The organism is Streptomyces sp. Root1304 (genome assembly GCF_001426405.1).
Taxonomy (GTDB): Bacteria; Actinomycetota; Actinomycetes; order Streptomycetales; family Streptomycetaceae; genus Streptomyces.
Map to the genome: position 1 here is coordinate 48,843 of NZ_LMEP01000002.1, position 23,557 is coordinate 72,399.

The 23,557-nt window shown below is 71.8% G+C and carries 19 protein-coding genes, 1 tRNA gene and 1 riboswitch; of the genes, 6 read left to right on the forward strand and 14 right to left on the reverse strand.

Annotation, left to right across the window (positions count from 1 at the left end):
- The first annotated feature begins 19 nt into the window (after nt 1-19).
- On the forward strand, nt 20-580 hold the full coding sequence (locus ASD33_RS05200) for a TetR/AcrR family transcriptional regulator (RefSeq protein ID WP_056554069.1): 561 nt from the start codon (nt 20-22) through the stop codon (nt 578-580).
- A 64-nt stretch (nt 581-644) separates the two neighbouring features.
- On the opposite strand, the gene ASD33_RS05205 is transcribed toward ASD33_RS05200, so the two are convergent.
- Nucleotides 645-1,547 carry a Bax inhibitor-1/YccA family protein gene (locus tag ASD33_RS05205; protein WP_055599391.1) on the reverse strand — a complete coding sequence of 301 codons (903 nt, stop codon included), beginning with the start codon at nt 1,545-1,547 and terminating at the stop codon, nt 645-647.
- A 182-nt stretch (nt 1,548-1,729) separates the two neighbouring features.
- Between ASD33_RS05205 and ASD33_RS05210 the strand changes: the two genes are divergently transcribed.
- Nucleotides 1,730-2,344 (forward strand): hypothetical protein, encoded by a 615-nt coding sequence (locus tag ASD33_RS05210; RefSeq protein ID WP_056554072.1) that lies wholly within the window; start codon nt 1,730-1,732, stop codon nt 2,342-2,344.
- An 8-nt stretch (nt 2,345-2,352) separates the two neighbouring features.
- Here ASD33_RS05210 and ASD33_RS05215 read toward each other — a convergent pair.
- Nucleotides 2,353-2,437: transfer RNA gene (locus ASD33_RS05215), tRNA-Leu, on the reverse strand.
- Between the two features lie 385 nt (nt 2,438-2,822).
- On the opposite strand from ASD33_RS05215, the gene ASD33_RS05220 reads away from it, so the two are divergent.
- Together ASD33_RS05220 and ASD33_RS05225 are read left to right on the forward strand one after the other, a co-directional pair.
- Nucleotides 2,823-3,593 (forward strand): ABC transporter ATP-binding protein, encoded by a 771-nt coding sequence (locus tag ASD33_RS05220; RefSeq protein WP_056554075.1) that lies wholly within the window; start codon nt 2,823-2,825, stop codon nt 3,591-3,593.
- Nucleotides 3,594-3,680: 87 nt separating this feature from the next.
- Nucleotides 3,681-6,212, forward strand: coding sequence for an ABC transporter permease (locus ASD33_RS05225; protein ID WP_056554078.1), 2,532 nt, complete (start codon nt 3,681-3,683; stop codon nt 6,210-6,212).
- 66 nt (nt 6,213-6,278) lie between these two features.
- Here the strand turns inward: ASD33_RS05225 and ASD33_RS05230 are convergent, their stop codons facing one another.
- From ASD33_RS05230 to ASD33_RS05270, 9 genes are all read right to left on the reverse strand, one after another.
- Nucleotides 6,279-7,586, reverse strand: a complete 1,308-nt coding sequence (locus ASD33_RS05230) for a cyclopropane-fatty-acyl-phospholipid synthase family protein (RefSeq protein ID WP_056554082.1) — start codon at nt 7,584-7,586, stop codon at nt 6,279-6,281.
- 178 nt (nt 7,587-7,764) lie between these two features.
- Nucleotides 7,765-9,150: an NAD(P)/FAD-dependent oxidoreductase gene (locus tag ASD33_RS05235; RefSeq protein ID WP_079044568.1), complete on the reverse strand. Its 1,386-nt coding sequence runs from the start codon at nt 9,148-9,150 to the stop codon at nt 7,765-7,767.
- 369 nt (nt 9,151-9,519) lie between these two features.
- The gene (locus ASD33_RS05240) at nt 9,520-10,434 is read right to left on the reverse strand and encodes a Ppx/GppA phosphatase family protein (RefSeq protein WP_056554088.1); all 915 of its coding nucleotides are present in this window, start codon (nt 10,432-10,434) and stop codon (nt 9,520-9,522) included.
- Nucleotides 10,431-10,982: a DUF501 domain-containing protein gene (locus ASD33_RS05245; protein WP_056554091.1), complete on the reverse strand. Its 552-nt coding sequence runs from the start codon at nt 10,980-10,982 to the stop codon at nt 10,431-10,433. Before ASD33_RS05245 ends, ASD33_RS05240 begins: the two co-directional genes overlap by 4 nt.
- 37 nt (nt 10,983-11,019) lie before the next feature.
- A complete protein-coding gene (locus ASD33_RS05250; RefSeq protein WP_056554096.1) occupies nt 11,020-11,490 on the reverse strand; it encodes a septum formation initiator family protein in 471 nt (156 codons plus the stop codon).
- Between the two features lie 83 nt (nt 11,491-11,573).
- The gene (gene eno, locus ASD33_RS05255) at nt 11,574-12,860 is read right to left on the reverse strand and encodes a phosphopyruvate hydratase (protein WP_056554099.1); all 1,287 of its coding nucleotides are present in this window, start codon (nt 12,858-12,860) and stop codon (nt 11,574-11,576) included.
- Nucleotides 12,861-13,176: 316 nt separating this feature from the next.
- A complete protein-coding gene (locus tag ASD33_RS05260) occupies nt 13,177-13,911 on the reverse strand; it encodes a transglycosylase family protein (RefSeq protein ID WP_056554102.1) in 735 nt (244 codons plus the stop codon).
- 3 nt (nt 13,912-13,914) lie between these two features.
- Nucleotides 13,915-14,088, reverse strand: a riboswitch (cyclic di-AMP (ydaO/yuaA leader).
- A gap of 258 nt (nt 14,089-14,346) precedes the next feature.
- Nucleotides 14,347-15,426, reverse strand: coding sequence for a transglycosylase family protein (locus tag ASD33_RS05265; RefSeq protein WP_056554105.1), 1,080 nt, complete (start codon nt 15,424-15,426; stop codon nt 14,347-14,349).
- Nucleotides 15,427-15,555: 129 nt separating this feature from the next.
- Nucleotides 15,556-16,932: a cytochrome P450 gene (locus ASD33_RS05270; protein WP_056554108.1), complete on the reverse strand. Its 1,377-nt coding sequence runs from the start codon at nt 16,930-16,932 to the stop codon at nt 15,556-15,558.
- Between the two features lie 85 nt (nt 16,933-17,017).
- Here ASD33_RS05270 and ASD33_RS05275 point away from each other — a divergent pair, with 85 nt between their 5' ends.
- Nucleotides 17,018-18,250: a globin domain-containing protein gene (locus tag ASD33_RS05275; protein ID WP_056554112.1), complete on the forward strand. Its 1,233-nt coding sequence runs from the start codon at nt 17,018-17,020 to the stop codon at nt 18,248-18,250.
- Here ASD33_RS05275 and ASD33_RS05280 read toward each other — a convergent pair.
- The 3 genes from ASD33_RS05280 to ASD33_RS05290 form a co-directional block, all read right to left on the reverse strand.
- Nucleotides 18,240-19,205, reverse strand: a complete 966-nt coding sequence (locus ASD33_RS05280; protein ID WP_056554115.1) for a nucleoside triphosphate pyrophosphohydrolase — start codon at nt 19,203-19,205, stop codon at nt 18,240-18,242. The two genes, ASD33_RS05275 and ASD33_RS05280, sit on opposite strands and share 11 nt — an antisense overlap.
- A 19-nt stretch (nt 19,206-19,224) precedes the next feature.
- Entirely contained in the window at nt 19,225-19,869 is a 645-nt protein-coding gene (locus tag ASD33_RS05285; RefSeq protein ID WP_056554116.1) for a SurA N-terminal domain-containing protein, read from the reverse strand.
- Between the two features lie 79 nt (nt 19,870-19,948).
- On the reverse strand, nt 19,949-20,944 hold the full coding sequence (locus tag ASD33_RS05290) for a glycosyltransferase family 2 protein (protein ID WP_056554119.1): 996 nt from the start codon (nt 20,942-20,944) through the stop codon (nt 19,949-19,951).
- Between the two features lie 125 nt (nt 20,945-21,069).
- On the opposite strand from ASD33_RS05290, the gene ASD33_RS05295 reads away from it, so the two are divergent.
- The gene (locus tag ASD33_RS05295; protein ID WP_079044569.1) at nt 21,070-23,511 is read left to right on the forward strand and encodes a YfhO family protein; all 2,442 of its coding nucleotides are present in this window, start codon (nt 21,070-21,072) and stop codon (nt 23,509-23,511) included.
- Nucleotides 23,512-23,557 lie beyond the last annotated feature (46 nt).

The window sequence follows — 23,557 nt, forward strand, 5'->3', positions numbered from 1 at the left end:
CGCAAGGGGTGAATGGACGATGGACGCGGAATCCGCCGGTCTCAAGCTGCTCGACACCGCGGAGCGGCTCTTCGACGAGCGGGGGGTGCAGGCCGTCGGCATGGACGCCATCCGGTCCGCGTCCGGTGTCTCCCTGAAGCGGCTCTACCAGGTCTTCCCGTCCAAGGACCTGCTGGTCGAGGCGGTCCTGCGGCGCCGTGACGAGGCGGTACGCTCCTCCCTCGCGGCGCACGGCGAGCGGGTCGCGCAGGACCCGCGCGGCCGGGCGCTCGCGGTCTTCGACTGGCTGGCCGACTGGTTCGCGGAGCCCGGGTTCCGGGGGTGCGCGTTCATCAACACCTTCGGGGAGCTGGGCGGGGTCACCCCGGCCGTCGCCGCCCTCGCCCGCGACCACAAGGCGGCCCTGCGGGCGTACTTCGCCGAGCAGACGGACGCCCTCGGCCTCCCGCCGGTCCTCGCCGACCAGCTGGCCCTGCTCGCCAACGGCGCGATGGCCGTCGCGGGCATCACCGGCTCCGCCGAACCCGCCGCGCAGGCGAAGGACGCGGCCGCGGTCCTGCTCGCCGCCGCCCGCCCCTGAACACGCGGAAGGGCCCGCCCAGCACGAAGCCGGACGGGCCCTTCCCCCCGAATCGGGGAACGCGTCAGTCGTCGCCCTGCAGGATCGACAGCAGACGCAGCATCTCCAGGTAGATCCACACCAGGGTCATGGTGAGACCGAAGGCGGCCAGCCAGGCCTCCTCGCGCGGCGCGCCGTAGGTCACGCCGTCCTCGACCTGCTTGAAGTCGAGGGCCAGGAAGCAGGCGCCCAGGATGATGCCGATGACACCGAAGAGGATGCCGAGGCCACCGCTGCGGAAGCCGAGGCCGTCACCGCCGGCGAAGACGGCGAACAGCAGGTTGGTCACCATGAGGAGCATGAAGCCCATCGCGGCGGCCATCACGAAGCCGTAGAAACGTCGGTTGACGCGGATCCAGCCCATCTTGTAGGCGATCAGGACACCGGCGAAGACCGCCATCGTGCCCAGGACCGCCTGGATGACCACGCCGTCGGCGATGTACGTCGAGACGGCGGCCGAGATCACTCCGAGGAAGACGCCCTCGAAGGCCGCGTAGCCCAGGATCAGCGCCGGCGACGGCTTGCGCTTGAAGGACTGGACGAGCGACAGCACGAGCGCGACCAGAGCGGCGCCGATCGCGATGCCGTAGGACTTGCCCAGGTTCGCCGGGTCGACCGGCAGCAGCAGCCAGGACAGCACGGCGGTGAGCACGACCGTGCCGAGCGTCATGGCCGTACGGCTCACGACGTCGTCGATCGTCATCACGTTGCCGCGGGCCTGCTGCGGGGCGCCGAGCTGCGTGTCCTGCGGGGCGTACGGGTTGGTCGCGTACGGGTTCGTCGCGCCCTCGGCATACGGGTTGCCGGTGGCGTACGGGTTGGTTCCTACGGCGGGGCCCCCGGCCTGCGGCTGCTGGCCGTTGAAGCCCGCGGTGCCGTTGTCGCGGCTGAACCCCCGTCGCGAGAAGACCGGGTTGCTGCTCCTCATCTCACTCCTCCATGGCGTGCCGCACGTGCGCGGCCTCGCGTCAAGAGTAATGCGTAGGCAAAAGAAACTCTCTAGTGCTCGGGGAGGATCTTTTCCCGTAAGTTTTCGATCTTCGTCGGCGCCGGAGGGCCCCGCTCCGCGAGGCTCACCCGGGACACCACCCCCCTTCCCCTGGAGAACCGATGACCACCGCACCGCACGAGACCTGGCAGCTGCGCAACGGGACCGCGTGGGTGTTCACGGCGGGCGGGGGCCTCAGCCGGCCCGTCGTCCTGGCCGGGGACGCCGGTACGGACCCGGCGGCGCTGGCCGCGAGCCTGGAGGACGGCTCGTACGCGTTCCTGAGCGAGCTGCGGGCGCGCGGCCGTGACCTGGTCCTGGTGGGCCTGCCCGCCGACGCCGGCATCTCCGGCGACGGCGGGGCCGTCCAGGAAGCCGTGCAGCGCGTGATCGCCGAGGCCGCCGGCGACACCCCGCTGGCCGTCGGCGGCACCGGCCGGGGCGCGCTCGCCGCCCGCTACGCCCTGGCGAGCATGGAGTACATGCGGCTGGACCACCGGACCGGGGCGTACTTCTCGTACAACGCCGCGGTGCCGGACCTGGACGAGGAGGCCGAGCTCATGCGTCTGGGCGGCAGGCCGCGGGCGCCGATGTTCCTGAGGATGCTCGACGAGGGCGCCGCCGACGGTCTGGACGAGGACGAGGCCGACCTGACGAACGCCGGCGAGGCGGCCCCCGCCGGCTCGCTGTTCTCGAAGGAGTACGGCTCCTGGCTGCTGGACAACCTGCCGCACTAGCGAAACCGTGGTGCCCGGAACCGGACTCGAACCGGTACGGCCCGAAGGCCAGCGAGGTTTAAGCTCGCCGTGTCTGCGTTCCACCATCCGGGCGTCGCGAAGCTCCGCGTTGGCACATGAGCCTATCGGGACGCTTCCCCCGTTCAGCGGAACATCGGCCCGATGTTGTCTTATTTTATTGACGTCTGAGGGTGCGTCAGTGCAGGTGGGGGCGTTTTCGCCGAACTGTGACGGGGGTCGCAGGCGCAAAGCCGCACCCCCTGGAATGACGAAAAGTCGTCGCACGTCTGTCACGTCGGCCGAAGCCCGCCGTCCCGGCCCGTCTCAGGGAGGCCGTCATACCTCAGGAGGAGGATCCGGGTCCCCGGTCCGACTCCAGGCTGCCCCGGGAACGGGCACAGGGACGGACGTTCCGGACTCGAACGAACGACACGATGGAGGGGTTCCCGCAACAACCCCGCAGTGACAGGAGTCCCTCGTGACCACCACCCCCACCGTGTCCCGTGCCACCGCGGTGGCCGCCCGCGCCACGGATCTCTCGAAGGTCTACGGACAGGGCGAGACCCAGGTGGTCGCCCTCGACCATGTCACCGTGGACTTCCGCCAGGGCGAGTTCACCGCGATCATGGGCCCCTCGGGCTCCGGCAAGTCGACGCTGATGCACTGCGTCGCCGGCCTGGACTCCTTCTCCTCCGGCTCCGTCCGGATCGGCGAGACGGAGCTCTCCACCCTCAAGGACAAGCAGCTCACCCAGCTCCGCCGGGACAAGATCGGCTTCATCTTCCAGGCCTTCAACCTGCTGCCGACCCTGACCGCCCTGGAGAACATCACGCTGCCGATGGACATCGCGGGCCGCAAGCCCGACAAGCAGTGGGTCCAGCAGGTCATCGACATGCTCGGCCTCTCCGCCCGGCTCACCCACCGCCCCACCGAGCTCTCCGGCGGCCAGCAGCAGCGCGTGGCCGTGGCCCGCGCCCTCGCCTCCCGCCCCGAGATCATCTTCGGCGACGAGCCCACCGGAAACCTGGACTCCCGCTCGGGCGCCGAGGTCCTCGGCTTCCTCCGCAACTCGGTGCGGGAACTGGGCCAGACCGTCGTCATGGTCACCCACGACCCGGTCGCCGCCTCCTACGCGGACCGCGTGATCTTCCTCGCGGACGGCCGGATCGTCGACGAGATGCTGCACCCCACCGCGGACGGCGTGCTCGACCGCATGAAGGCCTTCGACGCCAAGGGCCGCACGAGCTGACCGACGGCGCCGGAACCGGACCCGAACCGGTACCGCCCCGCGCAGCCCCGCCCCGCCCGCCGTCCCTCTTTCCTCCAGGACACACCCATGTTCCGTACCGCCCTGCGCAACGTGCTCGCGCACAAGGCGAGACTGCTGATGACCGTCCTCGCCGTGATGCTCGGCGTGGCCTTCGTCTCCGGCACCCTCGTCTTCACCGACACCCTCTCCAGCGCCTTCCGCAACCAGTCGGCGAAGAGCTACGACGACGTCGCCGTCGCCGTCGAGATGTACCCGGACGCCGAGGAGGCCCGTAAGGCCCCCGGCCTCTCCCAGCAGGACGTCGACAAGGTCGCGAAGCTCGACGGGGTCGCCTCCGTCACCCCGCGCGTCGACGGCTTCGCCGGTGTGCCCGACAAGGACGGCAAGCTGATCGGCAGCGGCTGGTCCAACAAGGGCACCAACTTCGCCCCCGGCAAGGACGGCAAGGACCGCGCGTACTCCTTCACCACGGGTACGGGCCCGGCCGACGCCGGACAGGTCGCGCTCGACAGGGCCACCGCCGACAAGGGCGGCTACAAGGTCGGCGACACCGTCCGCGTCGCCACCAACGGCCCGGTGAAGGAGTACACCCTCTCCGGTGTCTTCACCACCGAGGACGGCGCCGTCAACGCCGGCGGCAGCCTGGTCGTCTTCGACACCTCCGTCGCCCAGAAGCTCTACCTGAAGCCCGGCTACTTCCGGGACATGACCGTCACCGCCGCCCCCGGCGCCGACGACGCCAAGCTCCTCGCCGAGGTCGTGAAGGTCGTCCCGAAGGCCGCCTCCGCGCAGACCGGCCAGGCCCTCGCCGACGAGCAGGCGAAGCAGATCGAGTCCGGCCTCGGCGCGCTCAACCAGATCCTCCTGGGCTTCGCGGGCATCGCGCTCTTCGTCGGGATCTTCCTGATCTCCAACACCTTCACCATGCTGGTCGCCCAGCGCACCAAGGAACTGGCCCTGATGCGCGCGGTCGGTGCCTCGCGCAAGCAGATCACCCGCTCCGTCCTCGCCGAGGCCGGACTGGTCGGCCTGCTCGCCTCCGCCGTCGGCTACGTCCTCGGTGTCGGCCTGGCCGTCGGCCTCCGCTCGGCCATGAGCGCCTTCGACATGAAGGTGCCCGGCGGCGGCCTGGTCCTCGGTGCCACCCCGGTCGTCTCCGCCTTCGCCGTCGGCGTCCTGATCACGATGCTCGCCGCCTGGCTGCCCGGCCGCCGCGCCGCGAAGATCCCGCCGGTCGCCGCCATGAACAGCGTCCACGCCACCGCGACCACCAAGTCGCTCGTCGTACGGAACTCCATCGGCGCGGCGCTCACCGCCATCGGCGCCGTGCTGATCGTGCTCGGAGCCGGACAGGGCGGCGACGAGGGCCGGATGCTCATCGCGGGCGGCGCGTTCGTCACCCTCATCGGGGTGATCGTGCTGATCCCGTTCCTCTCCCGGCCCGTGATCGCCCTGATCCGCCCCCTCTTCGTGAACTTCTTCGGCGTCTCCGGCAAGCTCGCCGGCCTCAACGCGGTCCGCAACCCGCGCCGCACCGGCGCCACCGCCTCCGCGCTCGCCATCGGCCTGACCCTGGTCACCGGCCTCTCGGTGCTCGGCGCCACCGTCGGCTCGGCCGTGGACAAGGCCACGACCGACCAGGTCAAGGCCGACTACATGGTCTCCATGGCCAGCGGCAACAGCCTCAGCCAGGAGGCGCTGGCCGCCCTGGAGAAGGCCCCGGGCGTCACCGCCGTCTCCCCGCAGCAGGCCGGCGCCCTCGAACTCAAGGGCTCGTACGTCTCGGCCTCCGGCGTCTCCCCCGCCGACATCGACAAGGTCCTCAAGCTCCCCGTCGTGAACGGCTCGCTGTCCACCCTCGCCAAGGGCGGCATCGCCGTCGACGAGAAGGTCGCGGAGAAGCGCGGCCTGAAGGTCGGCGACACCGTCCCGGTCGAGTACCTCGACAAGCAGAAGGGCAAGCTGACCGTCGGCGCGGTCTTCCGGGGCAACGAGTTCGTCTCGCCGGTCCTGATCGACCACAAGCTGCTCACCCCGCACGAGGAGCGCGCGGAGATCCGCGAGATCTTCGTCTCGACCGAGGGCGGCGCGAGCGCGGCCCACGAGCAGGCCCTGTCGAAGGCCATGGGCGACAACCCGGCGATCCAGGTCATGGACCACAAGGAGATCCGTGACACCTTCGGCGGCCCGATCAACCTGATGCTCAACATCATGTACGGCCTGCTCGGCATGGCCCTGATCATCGCGGTCCTCGGTGTCGTCAACACCCTCGCGATGTCGGTCTTCGAGCGCCAGCAGGAGATCGGCATGCTGCGGGCGATCGGTCTCGACCGGCGCCGGGTGAAGCGGATGGTCCGTCTGGAGGCCGTGGTCATCTCGGTGTTCGGCGCGGTCGTCGGCATCGGCCTCGGCACCTTCCTCGGCTGGGCCATCGGCGAGACCGTGAAGAGCAGCCTGCCGGACTACGCGCTGGTCCTGCCCTGGGACCGGATCGGACTCTTCCTGGTCCTGGCCGCCCTGGTCGGCGTCCTCGCCTCCCTGTGGCCCGCCCGGAGCGCGGCGAAGCTGAACATGCTCTCCGCGATCAAGGCCGAGTAGTCCTCACGCGGGACACGGAAGGGCCGGTCTCCCCGCTGGGGGGACCGGCCCTTCGTCGTACCCGCGTCAGACCCGCTCGTCCCAGACGCGCGGCCTCAGCGCCGTGCCGCTCTTCCCCGAGACCGGGGTCTTCACGGCGAGGAACTGGTTCACGCCGATCCGGTTGCGCTCGAAGGAGACGGCGGAGGCCGCCATGTAGAGCCGCCAGATCCTCGCCCGGCCCGGCGAGGTGAGCCGGACCGCCCGGTCCCACTCCCGCTCCAGGTTGGCCACCCAGCGGCGCAGGGTGAGCGCGTAGTGCTCGCGGATCGCCTCCACGTCCCTGACCTCGAAGCCGGCGTCCTCCAGGGTGGTCAGCGTCCGGCCCATCGGGGCGAGCTCCCCGTCGGGGAAGACGTACGCGTCGATGAACTCGTCGACCTCGTACGCCTCCTCGTCGGGCTCGGGGCGCCGCGAGATCTGGTGGTTCAGGAGCCGCCCGCCGGGCCTGAGGAGCCCGTGGAGGATGTCGGCGTACTCCCGGTACTTCACGGCGCCGACGTGCTCGGCCATGCCGATCGAGGAGATCGCGTCGTACGGGCCGTCCGTGACGTCCCGGTAGTCCTGGACGCGGATCTCGATCAGGTCGGTCAGGCCCTCCTCGGCGATCCGCTTGCGGGCGTACGCGGCCTGCTCGCGGGAGAGGGTGATGCCGACGACCCGGGCGCCGTACTCGCGGGCGGCGTGGACGGCCATGGAGCCCCAGCCGCAGCCCACGTCGAGGAGCCGGTCGCCCTCCTTGAGGTTCAGCTTGCGGGCGATGAGGTCCAGCTTGTCGCGCTGGGCGTCCTCCAGGGTCGCGTCGGGACCGTCGGAGGCCCAGTACGCGCACGAGTAGACCATCGACGGGCCGAGGACCAGCTCGTAGAAGTCGTTGCCCACGTCGTAGTGGTGACTGATCGCCTGCTTGTCCCTGCGCCTGCTGTGACGGCCGCCGCTGCGGCCCCGCATCTCCTCGGCCGGCGGCTGCGGGGGCGGCAGCGGCCCGGCGAGGCGCAGCAGGCTGCGGGCGGCGGCGCGGAGCCTGGGGTCGCGCGCGGACGCGAGCAGGCTCCTGGTGTCGCCCTCCCGCTCCCAGAGAAGGCCCGAGAGCCCGTCCAGGAGGGCGTACAGGTCACCCTCGACGTCGAGTTCCCCGGCCACCCAGGCGCGGGCCAGGCCCAGTTCGCCGGGCTTCCAGATCATCCTCCGCAGGGCTCGGCGGTCGCGGACGATCAGGACGGGGCCTCCGGGGGGACCGGCCTCGCTGCCGTCCCAGGCTCGCAGTCGTACCGGGAGCGGCCCTCCCAGCAGCTCCTCGGCGAGAGTCGTCAGCCGCGACGCGGCGTCGGCCATGGTGCACACCTCCGTGATCTCGTGCCCCAGAAATGCTCGTCACCAAGGGAACACCGTCGGTAGGCGTTTGCAGTCCCGCCGCAGCGCAACAACTCGGCAAAACACGCGAAGGGCCGTCCGCACCACGGATGGCGGACGGCCCTTTCGGGTACTGCGGGTACTGCGTGCTGCGGGTGCGCTAGGAGGCCTTGGCCTTCTCCTGCGCCGGGGCGGCCGGCGCGGGGGCGGGCTTGGCGGCCTCGTAGAACTCCTCGCGCGGGGTCTCCATGGCGCCCAGGGAGACGACCTCGCGCTTGAGGAACATGCCGAGGGTCCAGTCGGCGAAGATGCGGATCTTGCGGTTCCAGGTCGGCATCGCCATGCCGTGGTAGCCACGGTGCATGTACCAGGCGAGACGGCCCTTGAGCTTGATCTTCATCTTGCCCATGACGATCATCGCGACGCCCTTGTGCAGGCCGAGACCCGCGACGGCGCCCTTGTTGGCGTGCGCGTACTCCTTCTGCGGGAAGCCGCGCATGCCGGACACCACGTTGTCGCCGAGGACCTTGGCCTGGCGCAGCGCGTGCTGGGCGTTCGGCGGGCACCAGGCGCGCTCGGCCGGGACGCCGGCCTTCATCGCGGCCAGGTCCGGGACCTGGGCGTTGTCGCCCGCGGCCCAGGCGTAGTCGAGGCCGTTGATCTGGAGCTTCTCGTTGCAGTCCACGTGGCCGCGGGGGCCGAGCGGCAGACCGAAGCGGGAGAGCGCCGGGTTCGGCTTCACACCGGCGGTCCACACGATGGTGCTGGAGTCGACCTCGAGGCCGTTCTTCAGCACGACGTGGCCGTCGACGCAGGAGTCCATCGAGGTCTGGAGGTAGATCTCGATGCCGCGGCTCTCGAGGTGCTCCTTGCCGTACTGGCCCAGCTTCGGGCCGACCTCGGGAAGGATCTTGTCGGCGGCGTCGACCAGGATGAAGCGCATGTCCTCGCGCTTCACGTTCTGGTAGTACTTCGCCGCGTCGCGGGCCATGTCCTCGACCTCGCCGATGGTCTCCGCGCCGGCGAAGCCGCCGCCCACGAAGACGAAGGTCAGCGCCTTGCGGCGGACATCCTCGTCGGTGGTCGAGTCGGCCTTGTCGAGCTGCTCGAGGACGTGGTTGCGCAGGCCGATGGCCTCCTCGATGCCCTTCATGCCGATGCCCTGCTCGGCGAGGCCGGGGATCGGGAAGGTACGGGAGACCGCGCCCATCGCGATGACCAGGTAGTCGAAGGGCAGCTCGTACGCCTCGCCGACGAGCGGCGCGATCGTGGCGACCTTGCGGTCCTGGTCGATGGTGGTGACCCGGCCGGTGAGCACCTCGGCTCCGCGCACGACGCGTCGCAGCGGGACGACGACGTGGCGCGGCGAGATGCTGCCGGCGGCGGCTTCGGGGAGGAAGGGCTGGTAGGTCATGTACGACCGCGGGTCGACGACCGTGACGGTCGCCTCCGCGTAGCGCATCTTCTTGAGGATGCGCCGAGCTGCGTACAGGCCTACGTACCCGCCGCCTACTACGAGGATCCTGGGACGCTCCGTGGTGCTCATGCCATCGAGTATCCACCCCGCCCCAGGGGGGTGCTCGTGCGCCCCTTCACAAGGTCTCCGGGTACCTCTGCTACACTCCGCCGCCCACGTGATCCATGTCATGGTGGTGCAAAGGAACCGGAGTGCGGGGGCGAACGTTGTTCACCCCTTGTGAACTGGCCAGGAGAGCCTCCGTTAACGCTGAACCGGGGCACCCGTTCACACGATGGAAACATCGAGCGAATCGGCCTCCGCGCCTGCGAAAGGGCCCCGGGGCAACCCTCGGAGGGCCTAAAGACCCCCCTCGGACGCCCTCGGGGCCCTTTTCCTTGTGAAGAACTTCACGAACTTTCCCGACGGGGTGTCGCCGGGAGGCTCGATAGACGCCCGCTATGCGACGGATAGGGCGATCCCATCGAGGATGTCGTGCTCGCTGACGACGACCTCGTGGGCTCCGACCCGCTCGACGATCTCCCTGAGGACGAGCGCGCCGGCGATGATCACGTCGACCCGGCCGGGGTGGATGACCGGGATCGCGGCCCGTTCGGCGTGGGTGGAGGCGAGCAGCCGGTCGGTGACCTCGGCGATCCGCGCGGCGGAGATCCGGGAGTGGTGGACCTTCTCGGAGTCGTACTCCGGGAGGCCGAGGGCGATGGCGGCGACCGTGGTCACCGAGCCGGCCAGGCCGACGAGGGTCCCGGCGCTGTCGATCGGCACGGTCTCGGCGGCCAGGTCGAGCGCCGCGCGGACGTCGGCGCGGATCGCGTCGGCCTCCTCGGCGGTCGGCGGGTCGTGCCGGACGTGCCGCTCGGTGAGCCGGACGCAGCCGATGTCGACCGAGCGGGCCGCCTCGACGTGCTGGTTGCCGGTGACGAACTCGGTGGAGCCGCCGCCGATGTCCACGACGAGGTAGGTCTCGGTGCCGTGCAGCTCGCCGGTGGCGCCGGTGAAGGAGAACGCGGCCTCCTGGTCGCCGGTGATGACCTCGGGCTCGACGCCGAGGATCTCCACGACCCCGTTCACGAAGTCCGCGCGGTTCTCGGCGTCGCGGGAGGCGGAGGTGGCGACGAAGCGGAGCTTCTCGACGCCCAGCTCCTCGATGACCTCGGCGTACGCGCGGCAGGCCGCGAAGGTGCGCTCCAGGGCCTCGGGGGCCAGCCGGCCCGTCTTGTCGACGCCCTGGCCGAGGCGGACGATCGTCATCCGCCGGTCCAGCTCGATCAGCTCGCCCGTCTCCGGGTGGACGTCGGCGACGAGGAGGCGGATGGAGTTCGTACCGCAGTCGATTCCGGCGACCCGGGTCACTTCTCTCCTTCTTCCCTGTCGGCTTCCCTGTCGGCGCAGGGGGTGACGCAGGCGCCCTTCGCCCACCACTCCGGCAGCATCGCGAGGGCCTCGTCGCCGAAGGGGTTCACGCCGGGGCCGGCGGCCAGCGAGTGGCCGACGAGGACGTGCAGGCACTTGACCCGGTCCGGCATGCCGCCGGCGCTCGGGAAGCCCTCAAGGACCTCGATGGCGTCACGGCGGGCGATGTAGTCCTCGTGCGCGGCCCGGTAGGCGGCGGCCAGCTCCGGGTCGGTGGCGAGCCGGGCCTGCATCTCCTTCATGACCCCGTTGGCCTCCAGCGTCCCGATGGCCGAGGCCGCCCGGGGGCAGGTCAGGTAGTACGTGGTCGGGAACGGCGTGCCGTCGGGGAGCCGGGGCGCGGTCTCGACGACGTCCGGGTTGCCGCACGGGCAGCGGTGCGCGATGGCGCGCAGGCCGCGGGGCGGCCGGCCGAGCTGGAGCTCGAAGGCGGCGATGTCCCGCTCGGTGGGCTCGGTGCGTTCGGTCTGCGGAGGGGGCGTTTCCATGTCTTCGGTTGCCTTGCTCGTTGTCGCGGAGGAGGGGTCAGGGGCGGTCGGCGTGGTCGACGCCGTCCCAGAGGTTGTCGTACCAGGGGCGGTCCGCCGCGCCCTGGTCGGTGCGGGGCCGTTGCTCCGCGTCGGGGTCGTTCACGGTGAAGCCGGTCTCGCCGGGCAGCAGGTAGTGCAGGTGCTCGCGGGCGAGGCGGCGGACGTAGGCCGGGTCCTGGAGGCGGGCCTTCTCGTCCCTGAGCTCCTCGACCCGCCGGGCGGCCTCGGCGGCCTTGCGCTCCTGGTCGGCGATCTCGCCCTGCTGGGAGACGTAGCTCCGCATCGGGTAGGCGAGCGCCACGACGAGGGAGCAGACGACCAGGGCGAGGAAGGCCGCGCGGCCGGTGAGCCGGGAGCGGCGGGCCTGACGGCGCGTCTGGGAGCGGTAGACACGGGCGGCGGTCTGCTCGCCGAGCAGTCTGATCCGGGTCGCGGTCGAGAACCGGTCCCGGTCCTTCGCGGCCATGTCGTGTCGCCTCCCCTGTTCACGCGGACGTCCCCGCACACGGTACGGGACCGAGTGCGGGGACGTAGGGATGAGACCTGGTGTCAGCCCTTGAAGCGCGGGAAGGCGCTGCGGCCGGCGTAGACGGCGGCGTCGTCGAGGATCTCCTCGATGCGCAGCAGCTGGTTGTACTTGGCGACGCGGTCCGAGCGGGCCGGGGCGCCGGTCTTGATCTGACCGCAGTTCACGGCGACGGCGAGGTCGGCGATGGTGACGTCCTCGGTCTCGCCGGAGCGGTGGGACATCATGCACTTGAAGCCGTTGCGCTGGGCCAGCTCGACGGCGTCCAGCGTCTCGGTCAGCGAGCCGATCTGGTTGACCTTGACCAGGAGGGCGTTCGCGGTGCCCTCCTCGATGCCGCGGGCCAGACGCTCCGGGTTGGTGACGAAGAGGTCGTCGCCGACGATCTGGACCTTGGCGCCCAGCTTGTCGGTGAGGACCTTCCAGCCCGCCCAGTCGTCCTCGAACAGCGGGTCCTCGATGGAGACCATCGGGTACGCGGCGACGAGCTCCTCGTAGTACTCGGTCATCTCGGCGGCCGAGCGGGACTTGCCCTCGAACTCGTACTTGCCGTCCTTGTAGAACTCGGACGCGGCGACGTCGAGCGCGAGCGCGACATCGGAGCCCGGGGTGTAGCCGGCCTCCTTGATGGCCTCGACGATGAGGTCGAGGGCGGCGCGGTTCGACTCGAGGTTCGGGGCGAAGCCGCCCTCGTCGCCGAGGCCGGTGGAGAGGCCCTTGCGCTTCAGCACGGCCTTGAGCGTGTGGTAGATCTCGGCGCCCCAGCGGAGGGCCTCGGAGAAGGACTCCGCGCCGATCGGGGCGATCATGAACTCCTGGATGTCGACGTTGGAGTCGGCGTGCGACCCACCGTTGAGGATGTTCATCATCGGAACGGGCAGCAGGTGCGCGTTCGGGCCGCCGAGGTAGCGGAAGAGCGGGAGGTCCGAGGCCTCGGACGCGGCGTGCGCGACGGCGAGGGAGACGCCCAGGATGGCGTTGGCGCCGAGGGAGCCCTTGTTCTCGGTGGCGTCCAGGTCGAACATGGCCTGGTCGATCAGGCGCTGCTCGGTGGCGTCGTAGCCGACGAGCTCCGGGCCGATCTGCTCGATGACGGCGAGGACGGCCTTCTCGACACCCTTGCCCAGGTAGCGGTTCGGGTCACCGTCGCGAAGCTCGATGGCCTCGAACGCACCGGTGGAGGCGCCGGACGGAACAGCAGCACGACCGGTGCTGCCGTCGTCGAGGCCGACCTCGACCTCGACCGTGGGGTTGCCTCGGGAGTCCAGGATTTCCCGGGCTACGACGACGTCGATGGACGGCACGAGCATCTCCTTTTTGGGATGTGACGCTGGATGTGACGCATGGCCGGTGCAGGGTCGACCGGCCTTGCGACAAGAGCCTAACCGGCTCGGAGGCTCCGGCCAGCCGGGCGCCCGCCCGCTGGGACGAAAAAGGACCCAAGGGCATGCATCCCGGGACGAAGGACCCCGGATCTACTGGACAGTAACCGCAAAGTGGCCCCTGGAACGGGGGAACCCCGGCCCCGGCGCGCACGGGGGAAGGGCGCGTCGGGGCCGGGGTGGTCACCGCGGGAGGGTCGTGGGGCCCGCGTGAGCCGCCGGACTCACGGGGGGCCGCCGGGCCTTACTTCAGGTGGAGCTGCTGGCCCGGGTAGATCAGGTCGGCGTTCTCGACGACGTCCTTGTTCAGCTCGAAGAGCTTGGCCCAGCCGCCCTTGACGCCGTGCGCCTGGGCGATCTTGCTGAGGGTGTCGCCGGCCGCGACCTTGTACTCGCCGTCGCCCTTCTTGACCGTCTTGCCGGTCGGGGTGGTGACGGTCTGCTTGGCGGCCTTCGGGGCGGCCTGCTGCTGCGTGGCCTTCTTCGGGACCTGGCGCTGCTCGCTGCGGGTGGTCGGCTGCTCGGCCTTCCGCTCCTGCTTCGGCTGCTGGCGCGGCTGCTGGGTGACGGTCTTCGGGGTGCTCTCGGCGGCGCCGCCGTCGTAGGAGGCACCGGAGAGGCCCACGCCGCAGCTCGGCCACGCGCCCTTGCCCTGGCCCGCGAGGACCTTCTCGCCGATGGCGATCTGCTGGGACTTCGACGCCTGGTTGGCGGTCGAGGCGTAGGCGGTGCCGCCGTACGCGGCCCAGGTGGAGGCCGAGAACTGCAGGCCGCCGTAGTAGCCGTTGCCCGTGTTGATGGACCAGTTGCCGCCGGACTCGCACTGGGCGACGCGGTCCCACTCGGAGACCGTGGCGGCCGACGCGGTGCCCGCGGTCATCAGCGGGGCGGCGACGGCGACACCGGTGACGCCGACGAGCGTGGCGACCTGGGTGGCCTTGGAGGGACGACGGTGTTTGCCCTTACCGGAAAACAGCATGGAAATACTCCTCACCGACGCCTGTGAGGTGAGCTGTCGGGTTCGGGCCGGAAAGTTGCCCGGCCGCGTGTCCTTGCACGCGGCTTCACCCCAAGCCGGTCGTCGGCCGTCTTTCTCAACGGCCGGGACAGGCACTTACCTTGGGTCCCCCACTCCTGCCTTCGGCGCTGACGCGACGACTGTTCCCATCGGCCGACGGCAGGATTCGGCGTTTCGGTCGACGGGGCCCGCGGTGGCGAGCGGTGACGACCGTAGACACAGACCCACCGGAAGTTCAAAGAGGCGTATTGCGGAAATATCGCCCCTGCTTGCCTTCCGGTTGGGCGTGTTTGTGCAGGTGAGAGGTGATGGGGGCGGATTTCGCGGACGGGACACGCCAGTTGGGGCGAAGAGACCCATGTCTCACTTGCCCAGAACCGGACATTTGACCCCGAATCACTCCGCCTTCGCGGCCGAACCGTTCGTCAGGTCGAGGCTCTGACCAGGCAGGATGAGGTTCGGATCGATGCCCACGGTCCCGCGGTTGGCGTCATAGAGCGCCGTCCAGCCTCCGGGGAGTTCGTTCTCCTGCGCGATGTCGGACAGGCTGTCACCCGGCCGCACGGTGTACGCGCCCGAAGTGCCGGAAGTGTCCGTTGCGCCCGAATCCTTCGTGGCGTCAGGGGCGGGCTTCGCCGCGGTGTCCTCCGCCAGCTCGACACCGGTCGAGGCGTGTCGGCCCGATTCGGGCGAAGTGTCCGGCTTCGCGCTCCCCTCCGGAGCGGCCCCGCCCCGGTGCTTCCCGGTCCCGGGAGTGGCCGACGACACGTCACCACCCGGCAGGCCGGGCGTAACGGATGTGTCCGGCGTAACCGACGTATCGGGCACTGCCGGAGTGGTCGGCGCGCCGGGGGTCACCGGCGTGGTGGGCGTACCCGGCGTCGTGGCCGCCGGAGGCGTCGTCGGCGCGGTCGGGGTCACCGGCGCGGCCGGCGTGCCGGGAGCGGCGGGCGTGGCCGTACGGGCGTCCTGCTCCGCCCCCGGCGTCGCCGTCCCCGCGGTGTCGGAGGACGGCAGGCCCGAGGTCCGGTTCGACTCGGCGACCGGGCCCGTGGAGGCCTTCGGCAGCGCGGTCGGGCCCGGGTTCACTCCGGGGGCCGTGCCGTCGTTCTTCAGGCCGGCGATCGGAGCGCAGGTCGCCCACTCCAGGGAGCCCTTCGCGAGCGCCTTCTCGGCCACCGCGATCTGCTGGGCGCGGCTGGCCAGGTCGGGGCTGGGCGCGTACACCAGACCGCCGTGGCGCTCCCAGCTGTCCTGGGTGAACTGGAGCCCGCCGTACATGCCGTTGCCGAAGTTGGCGCTCCACTGGCCGCCGGACTCGCACTCGGCGACCCGGTCCCAGGTGGCGGCGTCGGCGGCGGAGGCGGATCCGGTGGCGAGCAGCGGCAGCGCCATGGCGGATCCGGTCACGCCCGCGGCGACGACGAGGGCGGGGGCCTGACGGGGGCGACGGTGTCGTCCGTTCCCGGAACGCATAGGAGCGCCTTTCGCGTGACGGCTGAGACTGCCGCGAAACGTAGCCGCATTCGAACACTCATCACAAGTCGGCGGCCGCACGATCACGCGAAGATCACATTCGTGACGGCACGTCAGTTCACCGCGGGTTCACGGGAGACGTACGGATGGGGAGAACTCCACCGGAAGAGTGCGCAATCCCCGCATGATGAGCCCGCCGCGCCACCGCAGTTCGTCCGGATCGGCGGCAAGTCGCAGGTCCGGAAGCCGAGTCAGCAGGGTGGCCAGCGCCGTCTGCCCTTCGAGGCGGGCGAGCGGCGCGCCCAGGCAGTAGTGGATGCCGTGGCCGTATCCGAGGTGCTGGTTGTCGCGGCGGGCGAGGTCGAGGACGTCCGGCCCGTCGAACCGCTCCGGGTCGCGGTCGGCGGCGGCGAGCACCACGAGCACCGGGTCGCCCGCCGGGATCTCCTGGCCGCCGATGGCCAGGTTCCGGGTGGCGTACCGCCAGGTGGCCATCTCCACGGGCCCGTCGTACCGCAGCAGCTCCTCGATGCCGGTCTCCAGGAGTCCGGTCTCCCCGGCGGCGATCGACTGCTGGAGCCGCTCGCGCTGCTCGGGGTTGCGGAGAAGTGCGTAAAGTCCGTTTCCGACCAAATTTACGGTGGTTTCGAAGCCGGCGAAGAGCAGGATGAAGGCCATGGCGGCGGCCTCGTTCTCGGTGAGGTGCTCGCCGTGGTCGGAGGCCTTGATGAGCCCCGAGATGAGGTCGTCCCCGGGTTCCTCGCGCTTGCGGTGGATCAGCTCGGCGAGGTAGCCGCGCATCTTCTTGACCGACCGGGCGACCCCGCCGCGCGGCCCGCCGCCGTGCCGGATCATCATCCCGGCCCAGTCGCGGAAGTCGTCCTGGTCCTCCTCGGGCACGCCGAGCAGGTCGCAGATGGCGTAGATGGGGAGCGGGAAGGCGAACTCGTGGATGAGGTCCGCGCTCCCCTTCTCCACGAAGGAGTCGATGAGCCGGTCGGTCAGCTCCTGCACGCGCGGCGCGAACTCGGCGACCCGGCGCGGGGTGAAGGCCTTGGAGACGAGCCGCCGCAGCCGGGTGTGGTCCGGCGGGTCGATGTTGAGCAGATGCGTCATCAGCTCGGCCTTGCGCTCGCCCGGGATGCCCGTCTTGCCCTTGGCGTGCGGGGACTCGTCGTGGTGCGCGGGGTTCTTGGAGAGCCGCTGGTCGGCGAGGGCCTGCCGGGCGTCGGCGTACCGGGTCACGAGCCAGGCCTCGACCCCGCTGGGGAGCGTCGTGCGGTGCACGGGCGCGTGGGCGCGGAGCCACGCGTACGCCGGGTACGGATCGCTCGCGAACTCCCAGGTGAAGAGCTCGGGCGCGGGGGGCCGGGCATCGGCCGCGGCGCCGCCGACGGGGCAGGAGGCGGGCGCGGCGACGGGCTCCGGGGCGGGCTCCGGGGCGGGCGCGGAAGAAGGCTCGGGGGTGGGCTCGGAGGTGGGGCCGGTGCCGGGGGTGGTGCTCACCCCCCGACCGTACAGGCAGGCCCGGACGGCGGGGTTGTGGAGATCCTGTGATCACGGAGGGGGGTGGTGCCCTAGATTCGTGCCGGTGGATCCCCAGACGCTCAGAAGCACGTTCGCGGTCGTCGAGAGACGGGCCGAACACGCCGTCACCTTCTTCTACTCGCATCTCTTCTGGCACAACCCGGGCGTCCGCGAACTGTTCCCCGAGGACCTGCGGCCCCAGCGCGACCGGCTGTTCGCCGCGCTGACCCATGTCGTGGCCCATCTGGAGGACCCGGCGCTCGCCGCCTACCTGGGCCGCCTCGGCCGCGACCACCGCAAGTTCCTCGCCTCCCCCGCCCTGTACGCGGCGGTCGGGACGAGCCTGCTGGCCGCTTTCGCGCACGCGGCGGGCCCCGTCTGGACGGTGGAGGCCGAGAAGGCCTGGGCCGAGGCGTACGGGCACGTGGCCGATCTGATGCTGGCGGGCGCCGAGGAGGCGGCCGGGGCCGGGGAGCCGGCCTGGTGGGACACGGACGTCGTCCGGCACGAGCGGTTCGGCGAGGACCTGGCGGTCCTGACCCTGCGGCCCCGGCGGCCCCTGCCGTTCCTGCCCGGCCAGTACGTCAGCGTCAGCTCGCCGCGGGTGCCGCGCGTCTGGCGCACGTACTCCCTCGCGGACGCGCCCCGTGCGGACGGCACGGTGGAGCTCCACGTGAGCCGTATCCGGGGCGGCGCGATGAGCACGGCGCTGGTCGACGCGACGCGGCCGGGCGAGACGCTGCGGCTGAGCGCGCCCGACGGCGGTCTGGTCGCGCGGACGGAGCGGGGCGGTCTCCGCACGTATATATGCGCGGGTACGGGCTGGGCGCCGGTGCGCGCCCTCCTGGCGGAGGCGGCGGAGGCCGAGCCGGAGCTGAAGGGCCGGCTGTTCGTGGTGGCGCGCGCGAAGGAGTACCTGTACGGGCGGCGGGACGCGGAGCGGCTGAAGGAACGTCTCGGCGGGCTCAGCGTCACCTACATCACCTCGGCCCCCGGCCACGGCAAGGACCAGGCGACCGAACGTCTCCTCCAGGCGCTGCGGGCGTGTGTGCACTGGCCTGCCCACGACGTGTACCTGGCCGGTCCGCCCGGCTTCCTCACGGAGGTCGTCGAGGCCCTCGTCGAGCTGGGCACCGACCCGGACCGCATCCACCACGACACGCTGTCCCCGGTGGGCCGCTTCACCGTCCGCCCGAACACCGCGGCCGAACGCCTCCTGGGCCCGCCCCCACCGCTCTGGCACAACCCGGAGGCCCGCGCCCCGCGCGCGCGTGGAGCGGCTTTTCCTACGGCGTGACGCCCTCCGCCGCGCGGATCGCGTCCCGGTACGTGCGGGCCGCCGCGCGCAGGGCGGCCTCCGGGTCCACTCCCCCGGCCTCCGCCCGTACCGCGAGGGCCAGGAGTTCGTAGCCGATGCCCTCGCCGTCCGGTACGGACACGTCGAGGCCCGCCGTCCGGGCCCGGCTGCCGAGCTTCGCCGCGAGGGCCAGCCCCGGCTGGCCGAGCGGCACGCCGTCCGTCACGGACTCCCGCTGCTTCTCGACGGCCTTGGTGCGCAGCCAGTGCTCCCGCACCTCCTCCGGCGTCTCGGCGGTCTCGTCGCCGAAGACGTGCGGGTGGCGGAGGACCAGCTTCTCGACGAGGGTGCCGGCGACGTCGTCCACGGAGAACGGCTCCTCCGCGTCCTCCTCGGCGATCCGGGCGTGGAAGACGACCTGGAGCAGGACGTCCCCCAGCTCCTCGCGCAGCTCGTGCCGGTCGCCGTCCTCGATCGCCTCGACGAGTTCGTACGACTCCTCGATGGCGTACTTGGCGAGCCCCCGGTGCGTCTGCCGCGAGGACCAGGGGCATTCGCGCCGGATGCGGTCCATGATCTGCACGAGGTCGAGCAGCCGGGCGCCGGGCAGGTCGTACGAGCCGGGCAGCAGTTCCAGGTCCGGCATGGTGAGCCGGCCGGAGCCGGCGAGCCTGGCGAGGCCGTCGGTGAGGGCGCGGTCGCCCTCGCCGGAGGGCAGGACGAGGACCGTACGGCCTCCGGCGCAGGCGGCGACGAGCTCCTCGGCGGTGGGCCGCAGGTGCTCGACGGCGACCCCGGCCTCCCGCAGGTACGGCAGCTGGGGGTGGTGCTCGTCGGGGCAGAGCACCCGGTCCGCGGTGCGCAGCGCCTGCCAGGCGGGCCAGGACAGCAGTCCGGGCGCCACACGGTGGCTGGCGGTGAGCAGGACGATGCGGCCGGGGCTCTCAGTTGTCACCCCTCGAACCTACAACGGCTCAGGCACCGGCCGGGACGGCGCCGGGGTCCTGGCTGAGCTGCCGCAGCCAGGGCGCCGTGGTGTCGGTGAGCCGGACCTGTGCGTCGTCCCAGGAGCCGTAGCGCGGGTTCACGTCGATGCCGAGGGACTTGGACGCGGCCGAGAAGACCTCGGTCAGCTTCTTCTGGCCCTCGGGGCTGTCGGTGACGCCCAGCTTGGCGGCGATCTTGTTCATGAGGACGTTGCGGCGGACCAGGTCGTCGATCTGGCCGGGGGCCACGCCCTGCTCCTGGAGGAGGACGGCGGCGAGCTGGTCCTCGCCGCCGCTCTGGCGGACGAAGGCGGTGCGGGTCTGCTGGAGGTCGGCGCGGGTGGCGCTGACGCCGTTGTCCGCGGCGACCTTGTCGACGACCTTGTCGAAGATCATGACGTTGAGCTTGCGGCGGGGCAGGTCGCCGGTGGCCTGCACCAGCTGGGCGGCCTGCGGGGAGCGGTCCTGCGCGGTGCGGACGTCCGCCACCTGTGCCTGGAGGCTGGAGACGTCGATCCGTTCGCCGCCGACGACGGCCGCCGCTCCTGGGTGGGCGTCACTGCCGCAGGCGGTGAGCAGCGGGGCCGCGGCGAGGAGCGCGGCGGTGACGGTGAGCGCGGTGCGGCGGTGCAAAGGAGCCTCCCGGGCGGTCGTGCGTCAGTGGAACGACCTTGCGGTGATCGATGGTAGGGAGTCGCCGGGGCCGGAGCCACTACTTCGGTGCGACTGTTTCCCACAACGACTCACCCGTACGCCGGGTGTCGGTCCGCATCACGTCCTTCTCGTACCCCTCGTGGGTCTCCTTCACCAGGTAGTGGGGGCGGCGCTTCACCTCGTAGTAGATGCGGCCGACGTATTCGCCGATCAGCCCGACCATCACCATCTGCACGCCGGCGAGGGCGGTGACGGCGACGAGGAGGGTGACGTAGCCGGGTGTGTCGACGCCGTTGACCAGCGCGTCCCCGACGATCCAGGCCGCGTAGCCGAGGGCGACGAGGACGAGCAGGAAGCCGAGGTGGACGGCGGCCCTGAGCGGCTTGTTGTTGAAGGAGAGGAGGCCGTCGAGGCCGTAGTTGAGGAGTTTGCCGAAGGTCCACTTGGAGCGGCCCTGCTCGCGGACGGCGTTCTCGTACGAGAAGGTCGTCGTCCGGAAACCGACCCAGGAGAACAGGCCCTTGGAGAAGCGGTTGTACTCGCCGAGGCCGAGGACCGCGTCCACGGTGCGGCGGGACAGGAGCCGGAAGTCGCCGACGCCGTCGACCAGCTCGACGTCGACGAGCCGGTTGATCGCCCGGTAGTAGAGCCGGGCGGTGAGGGTGCGGGTGACGCGGTCGCCCTCGCGGGTGCGGCGGGCGACGACCTGGTCGTACCCCTCGGCGTGCAGGGCGACCATGCGGTGCACGAGTTCGGGCGGGTGCTGGAGGTCGGCGTCCATGATGACGACGGCGTCGCCGGCGGCGTCGCGGAGACCGGCCAGCATCGCCGCCTCCTTGCCGAAGTTACGGCTGAAGGAGACGTAGCGGACGTGTCGGGAGTCGCGCGCGGCGAGCTCCTGGAGGAGTGGGAGCGTCCCGTCCCGGCTTCCGTCGTCCACGTAGACGATCTCGAACTCACCGTCGAGCCTGGCGAGTTCGTCGGTCACGTGGTCGTGGAAACGGGCGAGGACGTCCTCCTCGTTGAAGCACGGGACGACGATCGAGAGCAGCACCCGACCACGACAACGGAGCGCGGTGACCCGGCCGGTCCACCGGAGTGGCGCCGAGACGACCATTGCGTGAACGGGGCGGCCGGGGGGCGGACTTCCGGGCGGGACCGAGGCATATTCGGCATGTCATGCCGAACGCACAGCACCCTCAGCACCACGCTCCGGACGCTCCTGGGAGCCCGGCCCCGGACGCTCCGGGCACCCCCCGCCTCCTCGCCCCCGCGCTCGCCGCGCTGCTCTCCGTGGCCGCCGTCTGCGGTGGGGACGCCGTCGCCCGGGTGTTCCCCTTCGGGCCGCGCCACCGGGCCGTCAACGACCTCGCCAACCAGTTCGTGCCGTTCCACGCGCACCTGTGGGACCTGCTGCACGGCAGGGCGGACGGCGGGCCGCTGCTCGACTGGCAGGCCGGCTGGGGGACGAGCTTCCTCCCCGACTACGGCACCTATCTGTCGAGCCCCCTCGCCCCGCTGGTCGCGCTCTTCCCGCGCGGGGACATCGAGTACGCCGTCTACGCGGTCACCGTCCTCAAGACGGCGCTCGCCGCGGCCGCGATGACCTTCCTGCTGCGCCGTCTCGGCCCCGGGACCTGGTGGTGGGCGTCGGTCCTCGGCGCCTCGTACGCGCTGTGCGGCTGGTCGCTCGCGGAGGGCACGTACAACCCGATGTGGCTGGACGGCCTGATCGCCCTCCCGCTGCTGTGCCTGGTGGGCGAGTGGGTGCGGGAGGGCCGCCGCCCGCTCCTGGGGCCCCTGGTGGTGGCGGTCTGCTGGACGGCGAACTTCTACACCGGGTACATGGCGACGCTCGGCGCGGCCCTGGTCCTCCTCGTCCGTCTTGCGGTGACGGACTCCTTCCGTGTCCGCACGGTCCTGCGGGCGGCGGTGACGACGGGCCTCGGGGTGGGGCTGGCCGCGCCCGTGCTGATCCCGGTCCTCCTCGGCTCGCGCCACGCCCATCCCGGCCTGGTCAGGGAGTTCGACCCGGCGCCGGCCACGGACGTGCTGGCCCGGCTGCTCCCGGTGACGTACAGCTTCTCGACACCGGCGGCCTTCGTCAGCACGGCGGTGCTGCTGCTCGTGGGGACGCTGCTGTTCCGGCGGGACGTGCCCGGCCGGGAGCGGTGGCTGTGGGCGGGGCTGTGCGCGGCGGTGGCGGCCTCGATGCAGTGGGGGCCGACGCATCTGGTGTGGCACGCGTTCGCGACGCCGAACGGCAGCCCGTACCGGCAGACCTTCGTCCTCTCCGGGGTCCTCGTCGTCGCCGCCTGGACGGGCCTCGGCCACGGCCGCCCGGACCGGCGCGCGCTGCTCGGCGGGGCGGCGGTCGTCGCGGCACTGGCGGCGGGGGCGCTCGCGAGCCCCTTCGTCACCTCCTGGGCGCTGCTGCTGACGGGCGTGGGCCTGGCGGCGGTGGCGGGCGCGCTGCTGCTCCCGGCGCGGGGGCGGTACGGGGTGCTCGCCGCGCTCCTCGTCACGGGCACGGTCCTGGGGCAGGCGGCGGCGACGACGGCGTACGCGGACCGGGAGCGGCCGGCCCGGCTCGACGACTACCCGCCGTGGGGCGTGGAGCAGGACCGGCGGGCGGCGGCCCTGGCGGCGGCCGACGGCTGGCCCGCGTACCGCACGGACGCGGGGCTGCCCCGGGTCGCGGGCAACGATCCGCTGCTGCTCGGCGGGCAGGGTGCGGCGTACTACAGCAGCCACACCCCGGCGGTCCTGACGGAGACGCTGACGGCGCTGGGCGGCGGGTGGACCTCACGGGGCCGCAACCTGCTGAGCCTGGACAACCCGGTGACGGACGCGCTGTTCGGGGTGGGGGCGCGGTGGCGGGACGGCGCGGTCGTCCGCACGGACACGTTTCTGCCGCTGGTGACGGTACGGCCGCCGGGCCCGGCCCCGGTGTACGGCCCGTCCCCGTTCCGCAACCAGGAACTCCTGCTGGGGGCCGAGGTCTACGCTCGCCCGCGCGCGGGCGCGTGCCCGGTCGGTACGGAGGTGTTCCTCTGGGCCCCCGAGGCGACGGGCACGGCCCGGCTGGGCGACCGCGGGACGCGCCTGCTGGGCGGCGGCCCGAAGCGCCGGGCGGCCCTGACGTCGCTGGGCGTCCAGCGCGTCCCCGGCCTGAAGCCGGTGCTGCCGGGCCGGGGCGAACTCGGCTGCCTGGACCACGACCGGCTGCGTGCGGCGGTGAAGGCCCTCCGCGCCCGCCCGGCGACGTCGGTCGGGGTCACCTCGAACGGCATCAGCGCCACGTTCCCCCCGGGCGGGGGAACGGCGGTCGTGGCGACCCCGCGCATAGCGGGCTGGCACTGCGAGGGCACGAAGGCGGGCTCGTACGGCGGCCTCCTGGCGGTCCCCCTCACCCCCACCCGAACCGAACTGACCTGCGCCTTCCGCCCCCCGGGCCTAAGAGCGGGCCTGGCAACGGGCGCGCTGTCGGTCCTGCTGCTGACGGGGCTGGCGGCGGCGGGCCGCAGGAGCACGGGGAAGGGACGGGCGGCGCGCCGAGGGCGAACCGACCGGGTGCGGGGACGTGGGGAACGGACGGGCGGCGCGCTCACGGCGAACTGACCGGGCGCGGGAGCCCGGGGAACGGGCGGGCGCCGCGCTCACGGCG